General features: G+C 62.0%; 13 protein-coding genes and 1 tRNA gene. 4 read left to right on the top strand and 10 right to left on the bottom strand.

What is annotated here, in order from left to right:
* Window positions 1-96: 96 nt before the first annotated feature.
* The 7 genes from Q0C17_RS03190 to Q0C17_RS03160 all read right to left on the bottom strand — a co-directional run bounded on the left by Q0C17_RS03190 (window position 97) and on the right by Q0C17_RS03160 (window position 4,838).
* The gene (locus tag Q0C17_RS03190; protein ID WP_291201208.1) at window positions 97-720 is read right to left on the bottom strand and encodes an energy transducer TonB; all 624 of its coding nucleotides are present in this window, start codon (window positions 718-720) and stop codon (window positions 97-99) included.
* 11 nt (window positions 721-731) lie between these two features.
* A complete protein-coding gene (locus Q0C17_RS03185) occupies window positions 732-1,145 on the bottom strand; it encodes a biopolymer transporter ExbD (protein WP_291201205.1) in 414 nt (137 codons plus the stop codon).
* 15 nt (window positions 1,146-1,160) lie between these two features.
* Window positions 1,161-1,577, bottom strand: a complete 417-nt coding sequence (locus Q0C17_RS03180; protein ID WP_291201202.1) for a biopolymer transporter ExbD — start codon at window positions 1,575-1,577, stop codon at window positions 1,161-1,163.
* On the bottom strand, window positions 1,577-2,089 hold the full coding sequence (locus tag Q0C17_RS03175) for a MotA/TolQ/ExbB proton channel family protein (RefSeq protein ID WP_291201199.1): 513 nt from the start codon (window positions 2,087-2,089) through the stop codon (window positions 1,577-1,579). Before Q0C17_RS03175 ends, Q0C17_RS03180 begins: the two co-directional genes overlap by 1 nt.
* A 32-nt stretch (window positions 2,090-2,121) precedes the next feature.
* Window positions 2,122-3,519, bottom strand: a complete 1,398-nt coding sequence (locus tag Q0C17_RS03170; RefSeq protein ID WP_291201196.1) for a MotA/TolQ/ExbB proton channel family protein — start codon at window positions 3,517-3,519, stop codon at window positions 2,122-2,124.
* A gap of 35 nt (window positions 3,520-3,554) precedes the next feature.
* A complete protein-coding gene (locus Q0C17_RS03165) occupies window positions 3,555-4,322 on the bottom strand; it encodes a DUF3450 domain-containing protein (protein WP_291201193.1) in 768 nt (255 codons plus the stop codon).
* A gap of 442 nt (window positions 4,323-4,764) precedes the next feature.
* A tRNA-Gln gene (locus Q0C17_RS03160) sits at window positions 4,765-4,838 on the bottom strand.
* Window positions 4,839-5,054: 216 nt separating this feature from the next.
* Between Q0C17_RS03160 and sppA the strand changes: the two genes are divergently transcribed.
* Window positions 5,055-6,833 (top strand): signal peptide peptidase SppA, encoded by a 1,779-nt coding sequence (gene sppA / locus Q0C17_RS03155; RefSeq protein WP_291201189.1) that lies wholly within the window; start codon window positions 5,055-5,057, stop codon window positions 6,831-6,833.
* 156 nt (window positions 6,834-6,989) lie between these two features.
* Window positions 6,990-7,994, top strand: a complete 1,005-nt coding sequence (locus Q0C17_RS03150; RefSeq protein ID WP_291201186.1) for an NAD-dependent epimerase/dehydratase family protein — start codon at window positions 6,990-6,992, stop codon at window positions 7,992-7,994.
* Here the strand turns inward: Q0C17_RS03150 and Q0C17_RS03145 are convergent.
* The gene (locus Q0C17_RS03145; RefSeq protein ID WP_291201183.1) at window positions 7,979-8,710 is read right to left on the bottom strand and encodes an RluA family pseudouridine synthase; all 732 of its coding nucleotides are present in this window, start codon (window positions 8,708-8,710) and stop codon (window positions 7,979-7,981) included. The genes Q0C17_RS03150 and Q0C17_RS03145 overlap by 16 nt on opposite strands.
* On the bottom strand, window positions 8,707-10,014 hold the full coding sequence (locus tag Q0C17_RS03140; protein WP_291201180.1) for a replication-associated recombination protein A: 1,308 nt from the start codon (window positions 10,012-10,014) through the stop codon (window positions 8,707-8,709). The genes Q0C17_RS03145 and Q0C17_RS03140 overlap by 4 nt, the downstream gene beginning before the upstream one ends.
* A 65-nt stretch (window positions 10,015-10,079) precedes the next feature.
* On the opposite strand from Q0C17_RS03140, the gene Q0C17_RS03135 reads away from it, so the two are divergent.
* Both Q0C17_RS03135 and Q0C17_RS03130 read left to right on the top strand, forming a co-directional pair.
* Window positions 10,080-10,916, top strand: a complete 837-nt coding sequence (locus Q0C17_RS03135; RefSeq protein WP_291201178.1) for a TauD/TfdA family dioxygenase — start codon at window positions 10,080-10,082, stop codon at window positions 10,914-10,916.
* A gap of 72 nt (window positions 10,917-10,988) precedes the next feature.
* The gene (locus tag Q0C17_RS03130; protein ID WP_291201175.1) at window positions 10,989-12,242 is read left to right on the top strand and encodes a cytochrome P450; all 1,254 of its coding nucleotides are present in this window, start codon (window positions 10,989-10,991) and stop codon (window positions 12,240-12,242) included.
* Here Q0C17_RS03130 and Q0C17_RS03125 read toward each other — a convergent pair.
* The gene (locus tag Q0C17_RS03125) at window positions 12,223-13,371 is read right to left on the bottom strand and encodes a DUF5694 domain-containing protein (RefSeq protein ID WP_291201172.1); all 1,149 of its coding nucleotides are present in this window, start codon (window positions 13,369-13,371) and stop codon (window positions 12,223-12,225) included. The genes Q0C17_RS03130 and Q0C17_RS03125 overlap by 20 nt on opposite strands.
* Window positions 13,372-13,492: the final 121 nt, after the last annotated feature.

The raw sequence follows: 13,492 nt of genomic DNA, 5'->3' as shown, positions 1-13,492 counted from the left end.
TAGCCAGGCCGGCCCAACGGTCTTGTTGCCATTGTGGGCGGCGGGGAAAGGCGGGCGGCGGCGTGATCGGTGCTGCCGCCCGGCCCTCGAAGAAACCTACTGGATGTTGAATTCCAGAGGATAGACGACGTTCCGGCGTTCGACAGCCTTGCCGCGGACGATCTTCGGCGCGAATTCGACGCGTCCGACGGCCCGTTCGGCTTCCTGCTTGAACACCGAGTCCGTGCAGGTAGCCTGGACGTTGTAGGGCTTGCCGCGGGTATCCACGTCGAAGCGCACATCGCAGCTGCCCGACAGGCCGCGCTCTTGTGCACGCTGCGGATAGGACGGCGTCGGCGGACGGATCGGCTGGGCATCGCGGTCCGACACCGCCACCGGATCGATGGCCAGCGACTTCATGCGGCCGAGGTCGAGGTTCTGCGGAACAGCGCCTTCGATCTTCGGTGTCGGCAGGTTGATGCTCGACTTGGTGGCCGACTGCTTCGGCGGCGGAGGCGGCTTGGAGGCCGACTCGATCCGCTGCGGCTTGGCCCGCTGGCGCGTCCGGACATCAGAGTCCTGCGACTGCGGGGTGATCGCCGTGAGCGTCCGACTTTCTTTTGCATCCAGCGTGATCTCGTCAACCGAAATCAGCGCGTTCATCATCAGGAAGATCGCGAACGCAATCGGGGCTGCGATGGCGAAACTGACCAGAAAACGCCCAAGGGGACTGCTGAACATGGCTCTTCTCCCTAGCTGTTGGTCTTGGCTGAGATGTTGATCACCGTGGCGCCATCAATCCTGTTGATGGCTTCCATGACTTCAACCATGGCTTCTGCAGATGAGTTCACATCTGCTTGAACCACGATCTCGCCCCGCGGGTTGTCGGTCCGCAATTCCTTGATGGTGAAGCCCACTTCGACCATCGGAATCATCTTCTTGTCGATGTAGACCTCGTCATTTGCATTGATCGCAATGAGAATGGCGAGCGGTTTTGCCTGGGACTTGTTGTCGACATCCGGACGCGAAATCGCAACGCCGGGTTCCTTGATGAACTGGGCGGTGACGATGAAGAAGATCAGCAGGATGAAGACGACATCCAGCATCGGGGTCAGGTCGATCTCCTGCCCGCTGCTGCCAGTCGGTGCGCGTTGCTTACGTGCCATGAATCTGCTCCTGACTTACGACTGCGAGATCACGATGTTGACGCGGTCCCGGAAGCCAGCGTTGTACGCTTCGTCCCGGATTCTCACGACCACACCGGACTTCGTCTTCGGATGAGCTTGGATGATAACCGAACTATTGGGCGTTTCTGCGATGACCCGCTCAATATTCGCACGAACCGAGCTGATGTCGGCCAGGCGGCCGTTCACGGTGATGAGATTGCTCTCGTCCACGTAAATCAGGATCGCCGGAACCTGGTTCTGCTGATCTGCCTGATCAGGGGCCGGCGGCGGCGGCGGCTCGAGACCAATAGCCTCTTCCCGGGCGAACGTCGACGTAACGATGAAGAAGATCAGCAGGATGAACACGACATCCAGCATCGGGGTGAGGTCGATTTCGGCCGACTCTGCCTGTCTTGTGGAACGTCCGCGCATCAGTTGATCTCCATCTGATCTTCAACCTGCTGCACCGAACGGTTCACTTTGCGGTCCATACCCGACGTGATGAGTACGCCGGAAAGGGACGCCACCATGCCTGCCATGGTCGGGATGGTCGCACGCGACACGCCCGCAGACATGGCCTTGGCATCGGCACCGGACGTGATGGCCATGATGTCGAACACCGACACCATGCCCGTCACCGTGCCGAGCAGGCCGAGAAGCGGTGCCAGCGCGACCATGGCTTTGGTCAGCTGCACGTTTTCCTCGGCCTTCTGGCGGACTTCCGAAACGAGACGTTCGCGAACCCAGTGGGCAAGCTTCGACTTCTTGTCGGACCGGGCCCGCCACTCGGCGATTGCCTCACTGGCAACCGCGTTGTGCGCAAAGCGGAAATAGAAGAACCGTTCCAGGATCAGGGCCCACATGACAAACGTCGCCGCCATGATGACCAGCAGCACGGGGCCGCCTCGATCCAGAAAGGCCTGTAGAGCGTCAAAACCCAGCATGGGTTACTCCTCCAGGGGTGAGGGAGCCGGGCTTATGCCCGGGCCCCATGCAGCGACTCCATCTTCTCGGCGACGAGGCCAGCGGCCTGCTCGTCAAGAATCTGCTGGTTCGAACGTGCCATCGAGGAAGCAACCGCGTGGATCAGAACCAGCGGGATAGCCGAGATCAGGCCCTGCACGGTCGTCACGAGAGCGGTCGAAATACCGTCAGCCATGAGCTTCGGATCGCCCGCACCGTAGATCGTGATCGCGGTGAAGGTGATGATCATGCCCACAACGGTACCCAGAAGGCCGAGGAGCGGCGAGACAGCTGCGAACACCTTGATGATGTCGAGGCCCCATTCGATCTTCGGCGACTCTTTGAGGATCTGCTCGTCGAGCTTGAGCTCAAGCGTTTCGATGTCACGGCTGCGGTTGCTTTCGTAGACTTCGAGCACGCGGGCCAGCGGATTGCTGGTGCCGGCTTGACGGGTTTTCGCCGTGTTGCGCATGGCGGCGCCCTGGGTGAACAGCATGAACATCTTGTAGAGGCCGAGCAGGATACCGATGACCGCGATCACGATGATCGTGTAACCGACTTCACCACCGTGACGCAGGCGGTCCTGGAAGGTCGGCAGGTCGCCGAGGATACCGAACAGGTTGCCTTTGGACGGATCGACCGGGGCTTTCACGACAGCGCCTTCGCCGGCGTTGACGAGCGAGCCGATGGACGACGCGTAGTTGCCGGAGGGCTGGCGGGCGAAGACCTGAAGGAAGGTTTCGCTGCCTTCGCCCTTGCGCACTTCGACGAACTTGCGGCCGTCGACGGTTGCTGCAGTGAAGACGCCGACGCGGATCAGTTCAGCTTCTGCGTTGGAGCCGTCCGGGCCAATGCCGTTCACGACAGCCGTGAAGGTTTTGACTTCGGATTGCGCGATCATTTCCTGAAGCATGGCTTTCGGAAGGCGCTCGAGCTGGCCACGGTTCGGGAGAACGCGGGCTTCTGCGATTTCGGCAATGCCGGCCACGCGGTCTTTATAGTCGAAGTTGGCGACCGAGTTGGCGATTTCCGGCATCGTGGCGCCGGCTGCCGAACGGAACTGGCCCAGCATTTCCTGGAAGTCGCCGGCGAGAGTCGAGACCTGGGCCTCGAGCGCGCCGAGTGCGGCTTCATTGGCGTCGAATTCGGCGCTCAGGGTGCGCGCGCGGCCTTCAGCGGCGGCGAGCGCATTGCGGGCAGTTGCCATGCTGGCCGCCTGGCTGGCGGTGTCGGCCTGGAACTGCTTCAGGCGGGCCTGATCTTCCGTCGACATCTGGTTGGCGTCCTGACGGACTTTCGCCAGAACATCGCTCAGCGTCTGTGCCGAAGCGGGAGCAGCGGCGAGGAGCGAAACCGATCCGAGAAGAACCGCGGCGCCCAGTGCCTTGAGTGTGGTGTTGAACGTTTTCATAACTCTATGACCTTCGTATCTGATCGTCTGGCCGCTTACTGGACCGAGAACTTCTGGACGGGAGCGAAGAGGACGACCTGCTGGGCCTTGCCTTGGGCAACGCGTACAGCACGGCGGATGTCGTTGGCGTAGCTGCCCGGAAGCGGCTGCCATTCGCCCGTGGCGCGATCATAACGTGCGGCTTTGCCGCCCGGTGTGATGTAAACGAGGGCAACGCGCCCATAGAGGAACATGTCAACCGTCGTCGGGTTACCGTCGATGGCGATCTCTTCCTGCCAGGTGTCGATCGTCCGGCCATATTCCATTTCAGCCGAGTAGGCTTCCATGATCAGACGGTACTGTTCGGCCGTGGTGACGTTCGGCGTTTTCATGAGGGCGTCGAGCGAGTCGAGGCGGGTCTTGCGCTCTTCAGCCTTGAAGGGGATGTCTGCGGCGACGAACTGCTTCAGGTCCGCGATCATGCCAAGGAGCATCGGGACGGTCTGGGCCGTGATGTCGTCGATCGAGCCGAGCTGTTCGGTCAGCGACGCGATTTCCTCACGCTGGCTCTGAACCACCAGTTCCTGCTGTTTCGCGAACAGCTCTGCGGCGTCACGGCGCTGCAGAAGGGTGCGGTACTCGCGCACCATGTCCGAACGCTGGTCGTCCAGCTGGTTGATCTGGTCTTGGACCTGCTCGGCCTTACGGGTTGCTTGCTCGCCCGTCGTCAGGGCCTCGCGAAGCTGGGCGTGAGCCGGAATGGCCAGGCCCGCAATCAACGCTGCAGCAATGACACTGCGGGCGGGTGACAGAATTTTCTTCATGAGGTTTGCCTCTCACTCTCCAAACGGTCGCGCTCAATCGGCGCGCAAATTCCTGGGTCTTGGGCGCACCTGCTGACGAGGGCGTCCCGATGATCTTCGGCTCAACACACACGAGCCGGCAGTTGAAGATGGAAGTTGAAGGAGAACCCTCATCACCTCCCCTGATTGTCTGGAGCGCGTTCCGCTCTCTTAAATATTAACTGAGACGTCCGGCAAATTTCTGATGCCGGACAGAGCCAAGCCCTTAGCGATGAACCTCAACGGTAACAATCCTCTAATTTCGGATCAATCTCGCTTTACGATTCGTTTAGAAAATACCCCGGCCTCCAGCGAACGCAATCAACATGACGCAGTAGACACGCATAAAGGGGCATGTCGCATGCCTATGGCAACAGGTTTATGACAACGATAGCAATGTTGACGGAGGGTCACGCCGGAAAAATGGCTGGGGTGCTAGGATTCGAACCTAGGGTGGCGGTACCAAAAACCGCTGCCTTACCACTTGGCGACACCCCAACTGTGGAGCGCGCGAAATAGCTACTCTTTGTGCAGCTGGCAACTCCCGAAACACGCTTCCTCTGTGAAGCGCCATATTGATCGGGCTCCATTGCCTCCGGCCGCGGCGAATCCAGATAAGCTTACACACGAGCCCTTTACTTTTTATCGATTATCAACAATATCGACTATCGAGATACTCCGGACTCCAGAACCAGCAGAGGAAATGCCCCGGTCATGAGAACCTTCTTCCTGTCGATGGCAGGTACATTCGTTGCGATGATCCTTTTTGTGGTCCTCGGCTTTTTCATGCTGTTTGCGCTGATCGCGACGGCGGCCAGCGCGAAGCCGCCAAAGCCGGAAAACGTTGTCCTGTCGCTCGACCTCAATGCCGGCCTGCCTGACCAGGCGCCGCTGGGTGGCTTTGCGGCGTTCTCGGGCATCCCCGGTTTCACGGACATCCTGCTGAAGCTGAAAGGCGCCGAGACGGATGACTCCGTGAAAGGAATATACCTGCGCGGATCATTCACCGGTATCGGCACCTCACGCGCCGAAGAACTGCGTGCCTCCCTGAAAAGCTTCCGCGACTCCGGCAAGTTCGTCATCGCGCATACGCAAGGCATGATCGGCTTGGGTGGTCCGTCTGCGTATCATTCGATCACGGCCGCCGAAGAAATCTGGATGCAGCCGGGTTCGGACTTCATGATCAACGGTGTCACCTTCGAAACCGAATTCCTGAAGGGCCTGTTCGACAAGATCGGCCTGACCCCGCAGATCTATGCGCTCTACGAATACAAGAATGCACCGAACTCCTATAACGAGACCGCCTTTACCGAGCCGCACCGCGAAGCCCTCGAGGGCCTTGCCAACTCGCTGTGGAATACGGCGCTCACGGACATTGCGGCTGACCGCGGCATGCAGGTTCCGGCGCTGAAGGCCTTGCTGGAATCGGGCCCGAAGCCGGCCGAAGCGGCGCTTGAAGCCAAACTCGTTGACAAGCTCGGCTGGCCGGAAGATGCCGAAGAGGCTGCGCTTGCCAAGGCCGGCGAAGGTTCCGAACTGGTTGACCTGCTCTATTACGCCCCCCCGGCCTCTAAAGCCAAAGCCAAGGATGGCATCATTGCCATCGTCGGCGGTGAAGGCGCAGTGGTCACCGGTGGCAGCGGCACGGACTCGCCCTTCTCGGATACACCGGGCTTTGCTTCGGACGTGATTGCCCGCGCCATCCTTGACGCAGCCGAAGACGAAGACGTGAAGGCCATCGTCTTCCGCGTCGACAGCCCCGGAGGCTCGCCGACCGCGTCCGATCAGATCTGGCGCGCCGTGGAACGCGCCAAGGAAGCCGGCAAGCCTGTCGTGGTCTCGATGGGCTCGCTCGCCGCATCTGGCGGCTACTACGTGTCCACCGGCGCGGACTCGATCATTGCCAACCGCGGCACGATCACCGGTTCGATCGGCATCTTCGGCGGCAAATTCGCCCTCGATGGCACGTTCAACAAGATCGGCGTGACATTCGACACGGTCACCGTCGGCGGCGACTTCGCCAATGCCTATGGTGTGGCGCCCTTCAACCAGGCTCAGGAAGCGGAAATCCGCGCGATGCTGAAACGCGGCTATGACCGCTTCCTCGGCCTCGTCGGCGAAGGCCGCGACATGACCTATGATGAAGTGCACGCCGTCGCCCGCGGCCGCGTGTGGAGCGGCGAGGAGGCCAAGAAGATCGGCCTCGTCGACGAGCTTGGCGGGTTCCTGACCGCCATCGACAAGGCCAAGGAACTGGCCGGCATCGAAGCCGACAAGACGCCGATGCTGGTCTTCTACCCGCATCGCAAGACCGGCTTTGAAGCCTTCGAAAGCCTGTTTGGCGTCTCCGCCGAAACGGCCCGTGCCGCAGCTGTGCTGAGCGCCCTGGCGGGCGACGAACGCACCCAGGCCCTGATCGAGGAACTGGCCGTCGCTGACGCCATGAACTCGGGCCAGACCATGGCGATGGGCCCGCGTATCCGCGAGCGCTAGGCGCCCGTGGACGTTTCAAAGCGGCCTGCCAGCCCGCGCTGGCAGGCCGTTTCGTTATCGAGGGCGCCATTCCCGCTTCGTCTGTTGCAGCGGCGGCGCTTGTGAAGGCCCGGTGGATCGTCTAGCCCGCGTGCACAAGAGGTTCTGCAGAAGCACATGAACATCATCGTCACCGGAGCGGCCGGATTTATCGGAAGCGAAGTCGCGCTGAGGCTTTTGCGCGAGGGCCATTCGGTCACGGGCATCGATTCCTTCACAGCCTACTATGATGTGAAACTGAAGGAAGACCGGGTCGCGCGCCTCGTGGGATTCCCGAACTTCCGGCTCGCCCGGTCACGGGTGGAAGACACCGCGACGATGGAGCGCGTATTCGACCGCGTGAAGCCAGACATCATTCTCCACTTCGCCGCGCAGGCCGGCGTGCGCTACAGCCTCGAGCATCCGCGGGACTATATCGACGCTAACGTCGTTGGTTCGTTCAACATCATTGACCTCGCCCGCCGCTACAAGGCGCGCCATCTGGTGCTCGCCTCGACAAGCTCCGCCTATGGCGCAAACCAGAAATTCCCGTTCGAAGAACGCGACTCAGCGCCCTACCCGCTGACCATCTACGCCGCCACGAAACTCGCCGCCGAACTGATCGCGCACAGCCACGCCCACCTCTACGGCGTGCCGACCACCGTGCTGCGCTTCTTCAGCGTCTATGGCCCCTGGGGCCGCCCGGACATGGCCTTCTACCTGTTCACCGACCGGATCTTCAAAGGCCAGCCGATCGACGTATTCAACAACGGCGACCTGCTACGCGACTTCACCTATATCGACGATCTGGTCGAATCCATCCGTCGGCTGATGGATGTTCCGCCGCAGCAGGGCAGCCATATGATCCGCGGCGACTCGCTCTCGCCAGTCGCGCCTTACCGCCTCGTTAACATCGGAAATGCCAGCCCCGTGCGCCTGATGGACTATATCGAAGCCATCGAGCACGCCGTTGGCAGGAAAGCCCTGAAAAACATGCTGGGCATGCAACCCGGAGATGTGCAGCAAACCTATGCAGATGTACGCCTCCTGAAGGCCCTGACCGGCTATACGCCGCATACGGACTATCGCACCGGCATCCCGATCTTCGTCGACTGGTTCCGCAGCTACTACAATCCGGCCTGAAGCCCGGCTGCTTTGGCCGATGCCCGGAAATCATCCGGCACGGGCGCTTCCAGAACCAGCTGCCCGCCTTCAGGATGCGGCAATGCCAGCTTTTCAGCATGCAGCATCAGGCGCGGCGCGGTCGCCTGCCCTTCGCCGTAAAGCGCGTCGCCAAGGATCGGGCAGCCGAGCGACATAAGGTGCACGCGGATCTGGTGCATGCGCCCGGTTTCCGGCGACATCTGCATCAGCGCGAAGGCGCCCTCGCGCGCCACAATGCGCCAGCCTGTCCGCGCGGCCTGCGCGCCCTTCCGGTCCGGCCGCGCCAGGATCATGCGCGCCTTGCCGCCTTCCTCCACCTTCACCAGCGCCGCATCAATGACGCCCGCCTCAGCCTGCGGCAGGCGCCCTTTGACGAGCGCCAGATAGGTCTTCTGCACCTCCCGGCCCGCGAAAGCATCGGACAGCTTCGCGGCCACCGGATGCGTCTTCGCCGCAACGATGACGCCGGACGTCCCTTGGTCCAGCCGGTGGACAAGGCGCGGGCGTTTGCCGTTGGATTTGGCAAACACCGCCATCATCCCATCGAGCGAGCGTGCCACGCCGCTGCCCGCCTGTACGGCAAGGCCCGCCGGCTTGTTGAACGCGATCAGAGAATTGTCCTCATGCAGAACCATCGCGCGCACGAGCGCGGTGTCTTCTTCGCTAATCGCCTGGATTTCCCGGTTGCGGGTCATTTCTTCGCCTTTGCGCGCAGTTCAGACAGCCGGGCGAGATGTTCCGCAATTGGACGCTCGCGGCCCTCACCTTTGGGATCGTAAAAGACCGGGCGCTTCATACCGTCCGGGAAATAGTCCTGCCCGGAAAACCCTTCCTCCGTATCGTGATCATACTTGTAACCCGATCCGTAACCCTGGTCCTTCATCATCGACGTCGGTGCATTCAGGATATGTTTCGGCGGCATGAGGCTGCCCGTGTCGGCCGCGGCTCGGCGAGCCGCCTTGTAGGCGACATAGGCCGCATTGGATTTCGGCGCGGTCGCGAGGTGAATCACGCAATGCGCAAGCGCCAGCTCACCTTCGGGCGATCCAAGGCGCTCATAGGTGCGCGCGGCTTCCCCGGCGATCATCAGTGCGGTCGGATCGGCGAGGCCAATATCCTCGCTCGCCATGCGGATCAGGCGCCGCGCCAGGAAGAGAGGGTCTTCGCCGCCTTCCAGCATCCGCGCGAACCAGTAAAGCGCCGCATCCGGATCTGATCCGCGCACGGATTTGTGCAGCGCCGAGATGAGATTGTAATGCTCCTCGCGGTCCTTGTCGTAGGCAGCAGCGCGCTTGGACAGCGACTTTGCAAGCTCCTCCGCCGATAGAAGACCCGGCTCGCCCATCATGGCAAAAGCCTGCTCGGCAAGGTTCAGCAGATAGCGCCCGTCTCCATCCGCCATCGACAGGATCATGGTACGCGCCTGCTTTGTTGCCGGCAGGCGGCGCCTTTCCATATTCTCGGCGCGCTGCAGCAGTTTCTCCAGCGCTGCTTCGTCGAGGCGTTTCAGCACGAGAACCTGGCAGCGCGACAGCAGCGCGCCGTTCAGCTCGAAACTCGGGTTCTCTGTTGTCGCGCCGATCAGCGTCACCACGCCGCTTTCAACGAAAGGCAGGAAGCCGTCCTGCTGGGCCCGGTTGAAGCGGTGGATCTCGTCGACGAAGAGAAGCGTGCCCTTGCCGATCTTGCGGCGCGATTCGGCCCGGTCGAACGCCGCGCGCAGGTCCTTCACGCCGGAAAAGATTGCGCTGATCGCTTCGAACTCAAGGCCGGTGCCTTCCGCGAGCAGGCGGGCGATCGTCGTTTTTCCAGTGCCCGGCGGGCCCCAGAGGATAATCGAGGACAGCCGCTTTGAGGCCAGCATGCGTAAGAGCGTCCCCTCCGGCCCGACAAGGTGATCCTGCCCCACCACTTCGGCCAGCGTTTTCGGGCGCAGCCGGTCGGCCAGCGGCCGGGGCGCGCTGCCGGAAAGGCCTGCGGAGTCGAAAAGGTCGCTCATAAGGGCTTTCTAGGCGAGCGCGGCCTTTGTGGTAAGCTGCCAAAAAATGCCGGGAGGAAAACTGGATGAAACTCGATATCACACCTTCGGGTCAGGCCTGCGGCGCCAGCGTGCGCGGGGTGGACCTGTCGAAGCCGCTGACGAAGGCTGCCGCGGCCGCCATCCGCGCGGCCTGGTTGGACCATCAGGTGCTCGCCTTTCCGGACCAGAAGCTGACCGACGATCAGCTGGAAGACTTCACGCTGAACTTCGGCCCGTTTGGCGAAGATCCCTTCATCGCGCCCATCCCCGGCCATCCCCACATCATCGCCGTGAAGCGCACGGCCCACGAGACTTCGCCGATTTTCGCCGAAAGCTGGCACTCGGACTGGAGCTTCCAGGCCAAGCCCCCGCAAGGCACCTGCCTCTATGGCAAGACCATCCCGCCGGTCGGCGGCGATACGCTGTTCGCCAACCAGTATCTCGCCCTCGAGCAGATGCCCGTTGACCTGCGCAAACGCATCGAAGGCAAGCGTGCCATCCATTCTGCAAAAAACGGCTACTCACCCACCGGCTTCTACGGCGCGGGCGACAAAGGGCGCAGCATGGACATCCGCCCGTCGGTGGACGCAGAGGCGACCCAGCCCCACCCAATTATACGGACGCATCCCGAAACAGGGCGCGAGTCCCTGTTCGGCACGGCCGGCTACATCATCAGCATCGAAGGCATGGACCAGGCCGAGGCTTGGGATCTCGTCTCGGAAGTCTACCGCTGGCAGACGCGGCCGGAATTCCAGTACCGGCACAAGTGGAGCCCGGACATGCTGGTGATGTGGGACAACCGCTGCACCCTGCACATGGCGACCGGCGGGTATGCCGGCCATGACCGTCTGCTGCACCGCACCACAATCGGGGCCACCTAGGCCGTTTCCGTAGGACACGCTTCGCGCTATGGTCCTCGCTGAGGCCGCAAAGACGGCCCGGGAGGAACATCGATGGCTGACACCTGGCATGGCGCGAGCGCCGGCATACCTGACCCGTGGACCCTGCCGCTGGATACGTTCGACGTGTCGAAAGCAGCGATCTTCCAGCAGAACGCACACGGAGAGTATTTCCGCCGCCTGCGGAAGGAAGCGCCCGTCCACTACTGCCCGGAAAGCCAGTTCGGCGGCTTCTGGTCGATCACACGTTTCAACGACATCGTCGCTATCGACTCGAACCACAAGCAGTTCTCATCCCACAAGAGCATCGTTATCGGCGACTCGCCGCCGGATTTCGACACGCCGATGTTCATCGCGCAGGACCCGCCGATCCACGATGTGCAGCGCAAGGCAGCGCAGCCTGCCGTGGCGCCGAGCCAGCTGGCCGACATCGAGGCGTTGATCCGCCAGCGCGTAAACAACATCCTGGACGACCTGCCGACTGGCGAGCGCATCAACTGGGTGGAGCATGTCTCGAAAGAGCTGACCACGCAGATGCTGGCCACGCTGTTCGACTTCCCGTTCGAGGACCGCCACCTGCTGCCCTACTGGTCGGATGTAACCACGACGTCTGAAACGGTCGGTGTGGCGGTGGACATGAAACACCGCGAGGCGGAGCTGATGAAGTGCCTCGCCTACTTCACCAAGCTCTGGCACCAGCGTGCCGCCGAGCCGCGCAAGTTCGACTTCATCTCCCTCTTCGCGCACGATCCCGAAACGAAGGACATGATCAACAACCCGATGGAGCTGATGGGCAATCTGATGCTGCTGATCGTGGGCGGCAATGACACGACACGCAACTCGATCTCCGGCGGCGTCGTGGCCCTGAACCAGTTCCCCGGCGAATATGCCAAGCTGAAGGCTGACCCCACGCTCGTGCCGAACATGGTGTCAGAAATCATCCGCTGGCAGACGCCGCTGGCGCATATGCGCCGCACGGCGATTGAGGATGTGGAGTTCCAGGGCAAGCAGATCCGCAAGGGCGACCGCGTCGTGATGTGGTATGCCTCCGGCAACCGGGACGAGACCGTGATCGAAGATCCAGACTCCTTCCGGATCGACCGCGAGAACGCACGCCGCCATCTCTCCTTCGGCTTCGGCATCCACCGCTGCATGGGCAACCGTGTCGCCGAGATGCAGCTGCGCCTGCTCTGGGAAGAAATCCTGAAGCGGTATGACCGGATCGAACTCGTCGGCGAGCCGACGCGCGTCCTGTCAAACTTCGTGCTCGGCTATGAGGACGTGCCGGTCATCGTTCATCCGCGCTGAGCACCTGGACTGCATCGACGATTTCAACGTCGCTCATCATACCGAGATAGGCATCGAACCACGGCTTGTGGGCTGAACCGACGACAACCAGCACACGCCCGCCGGGGGCCTGCGCCATCGCTTCGCGGATGTGGGCGACCTGACGCAGGTTGCGCGCTTCCCAATCCATCATCCTCGCCCGCGCGACATCATTCGGGCTCGGACGATCCAGCATCATCCGCCATTGCAGCGCGACATCAGCGATGCCTGCCTCGGGCGTGTTGAGGAAAATGTACGTTTCAAGCGCCTCCTCCGGCGAGGTCAGGCGTTCTGCGGCCCTGATGATCGGCGCATTCACGGGATCGGAAATGATCGCCTGAATGTTCACCTGCTCATAGAAGGCCATCATATCGTCCTGCATGAAGTTGCGCACGTCATCGGCATGGTGGTCATCGGTCGGGTAAACACGCTCGAGCCCGAGACGGGCCGCGAGACGCGATCCGATCTGGTGGCTCTCGTTCTGCCTGGCTTGGTACTCTGCGAAATAGGCGGCAAGGTCTGCTGATACGCCGTCGCCGGCAAGGCGCTCAGATTCCGGCAGGCGCCACCACTGGACGAGGGCTGAATGCGTGTCGCCGGCCGCGGTGAACATGGCGGCGAGGTGGCGCCGTTGGGCCGGCGTAGGCTGGACTGGCCATTCACGCAGTATACGGCGGGATTCCGCTTCGGCTTCCGGCATCGCAAGCTTAAGCTCCGCTTCTGCCAGCGCCGCGCCCTTGATCAGACGGCCGCCATAGGTCGATGCCGACTCCGGATAAATGGCCACATAGGCTTTCAGGGCATGGATGCTTTCGCCGGAAAGGTTTTCGATGGCGATCTGGTCGGGCTTGAAGGCAGCGAGGCGGTCCAGCAGCGGATCCAGCACGGCGGCATCGAAGCCGTCCGGCGTGTTGCTGAGATGCGGCGTGGCGAGGACGAGAACCTGGGTCTTCTGTCCGTAGACGAGTGGCTGCAAGTCGCGCGGATCAAACGCGCGGGCGGGCGCTGGCGCCATCTCGACGGTGAGCGCAGGCGTTTCCGGCGGTTCGGTCGGCGAGGCGCATGCCCCCGCGAACAGGCCGGTCAAGGCAATGGCGGCGATGCGGCGCATGGGAGGTTCCTCGTGTTTCTCCCTATGTGATGCCGCCAAGTGTGCCTATGGATGCAGCGTCTCTCAAAACATTGGCGCCGGCAGTACGATAGGCCGGACAGGGTTTCCCCTTCCGGTTTTA

Source organism: Hyphomonas sp. (assembly GCF_022844445.1).
Lineage (GTDB): Bacteria > Pseudomonadota > Alphaproteobacteria > Caulobacterales > Hyphomonadaceae > Hyphomonas.
Note: the sequence above shows the minus strand (reverse complement) of the source record. Positions and strands in the feature narration are given on the sequence as shown.

Coding starts and splice junctions, on each gene's coding strand:
- sppA (WP_291201189.1), top strand. CDS start 5,055: ATGAGAACCTTCTTCCTGTCGATGGCAGGTACATTCGTTGCGATGATC.
- Q0C17_RS03180 (WP_291201202.1), bottom strand. CDS start 1,577: ATGCGCGGACGTTCCACAAGACAGGCAGAGTCGGCCGAAATCGACCTC.
- Q0C17_RS03150 (WP_291201186.1), top strand. CDS start 6,990: ATGAACATCATCGTCACCGGAGCGGCCGGATTTATCGGAAGCGAAGTC.
- Q0C17_RS03170 (WP_291201196.1), bottom strand. CDS start 3,519: ATGAAAACGTTCAACACCACACTCAAGGCACTGGGCGCCGCGGTTCTT.
- Q0C17_RS03175 (WP_291201199.1), bottom strand. CDS start 2,089: ATGCTGGGTTTTGACGCTCTACAGGCCTTTCTGGATCGAGGCGGCCCC.
- Q0C17_RS03135 (WP_291201178.1), top strand. CDS start 10,080: ATGAAACTCGATATCACACCTTCGGGTCAGGCCTGCGGCGCCAGCGTG.
- Q0C17_RS03190 (WP_291201208.1), bottom strand. CDS start 720: ATGTTCAGCAGTCCCCTTGGGCGTTTTCTGGTCAGTTTCGCCATCGCA.
- Q0C17_RS03125 (WP_291201172.1), bottom strand. CDS start 13,371: ATGCGCCGCATCGCCGCCATTGCCTTGACCGGCCTGTTCGCGGGGGCA.
- Q0C17_RS03165 (WP_291201193.1), bottom strand. CDS start 4,322: ATGAAGAAAATTCTGTCACCCGCCCGCAGTGTCATTGCTGCAGCGTTG.
- Q0C17_RS03145 (WP_291201183.1), bottom strand. CDS start 8,710: ATGACCCGCAACCGGGAAATCCAGGCGATTAGCGAAGAAGACACCGCG.
- Q0C17_RS03185 (WP_291201205.1), bottom strand. CDS start 1,145: ATGGCACGTAAGCAACGCGCACCGACTGGCAGCAGCGGGCAGGAGATC.
- Q0C17_RS03140 (WP_291201180.1), bottom strand. CDS start 10,014: ATGAGCGACCTTTTCGACTCCGCAGGCCTTTCCGGCAGCGCGCCCCGG.
- Q0C17_RS03130 (WP_291201175.1), top strand. CDS start 10,989: ATGGCTGACACCTGGCATGGCGCGAGCGCCGGCATACCTGACCCGTGG.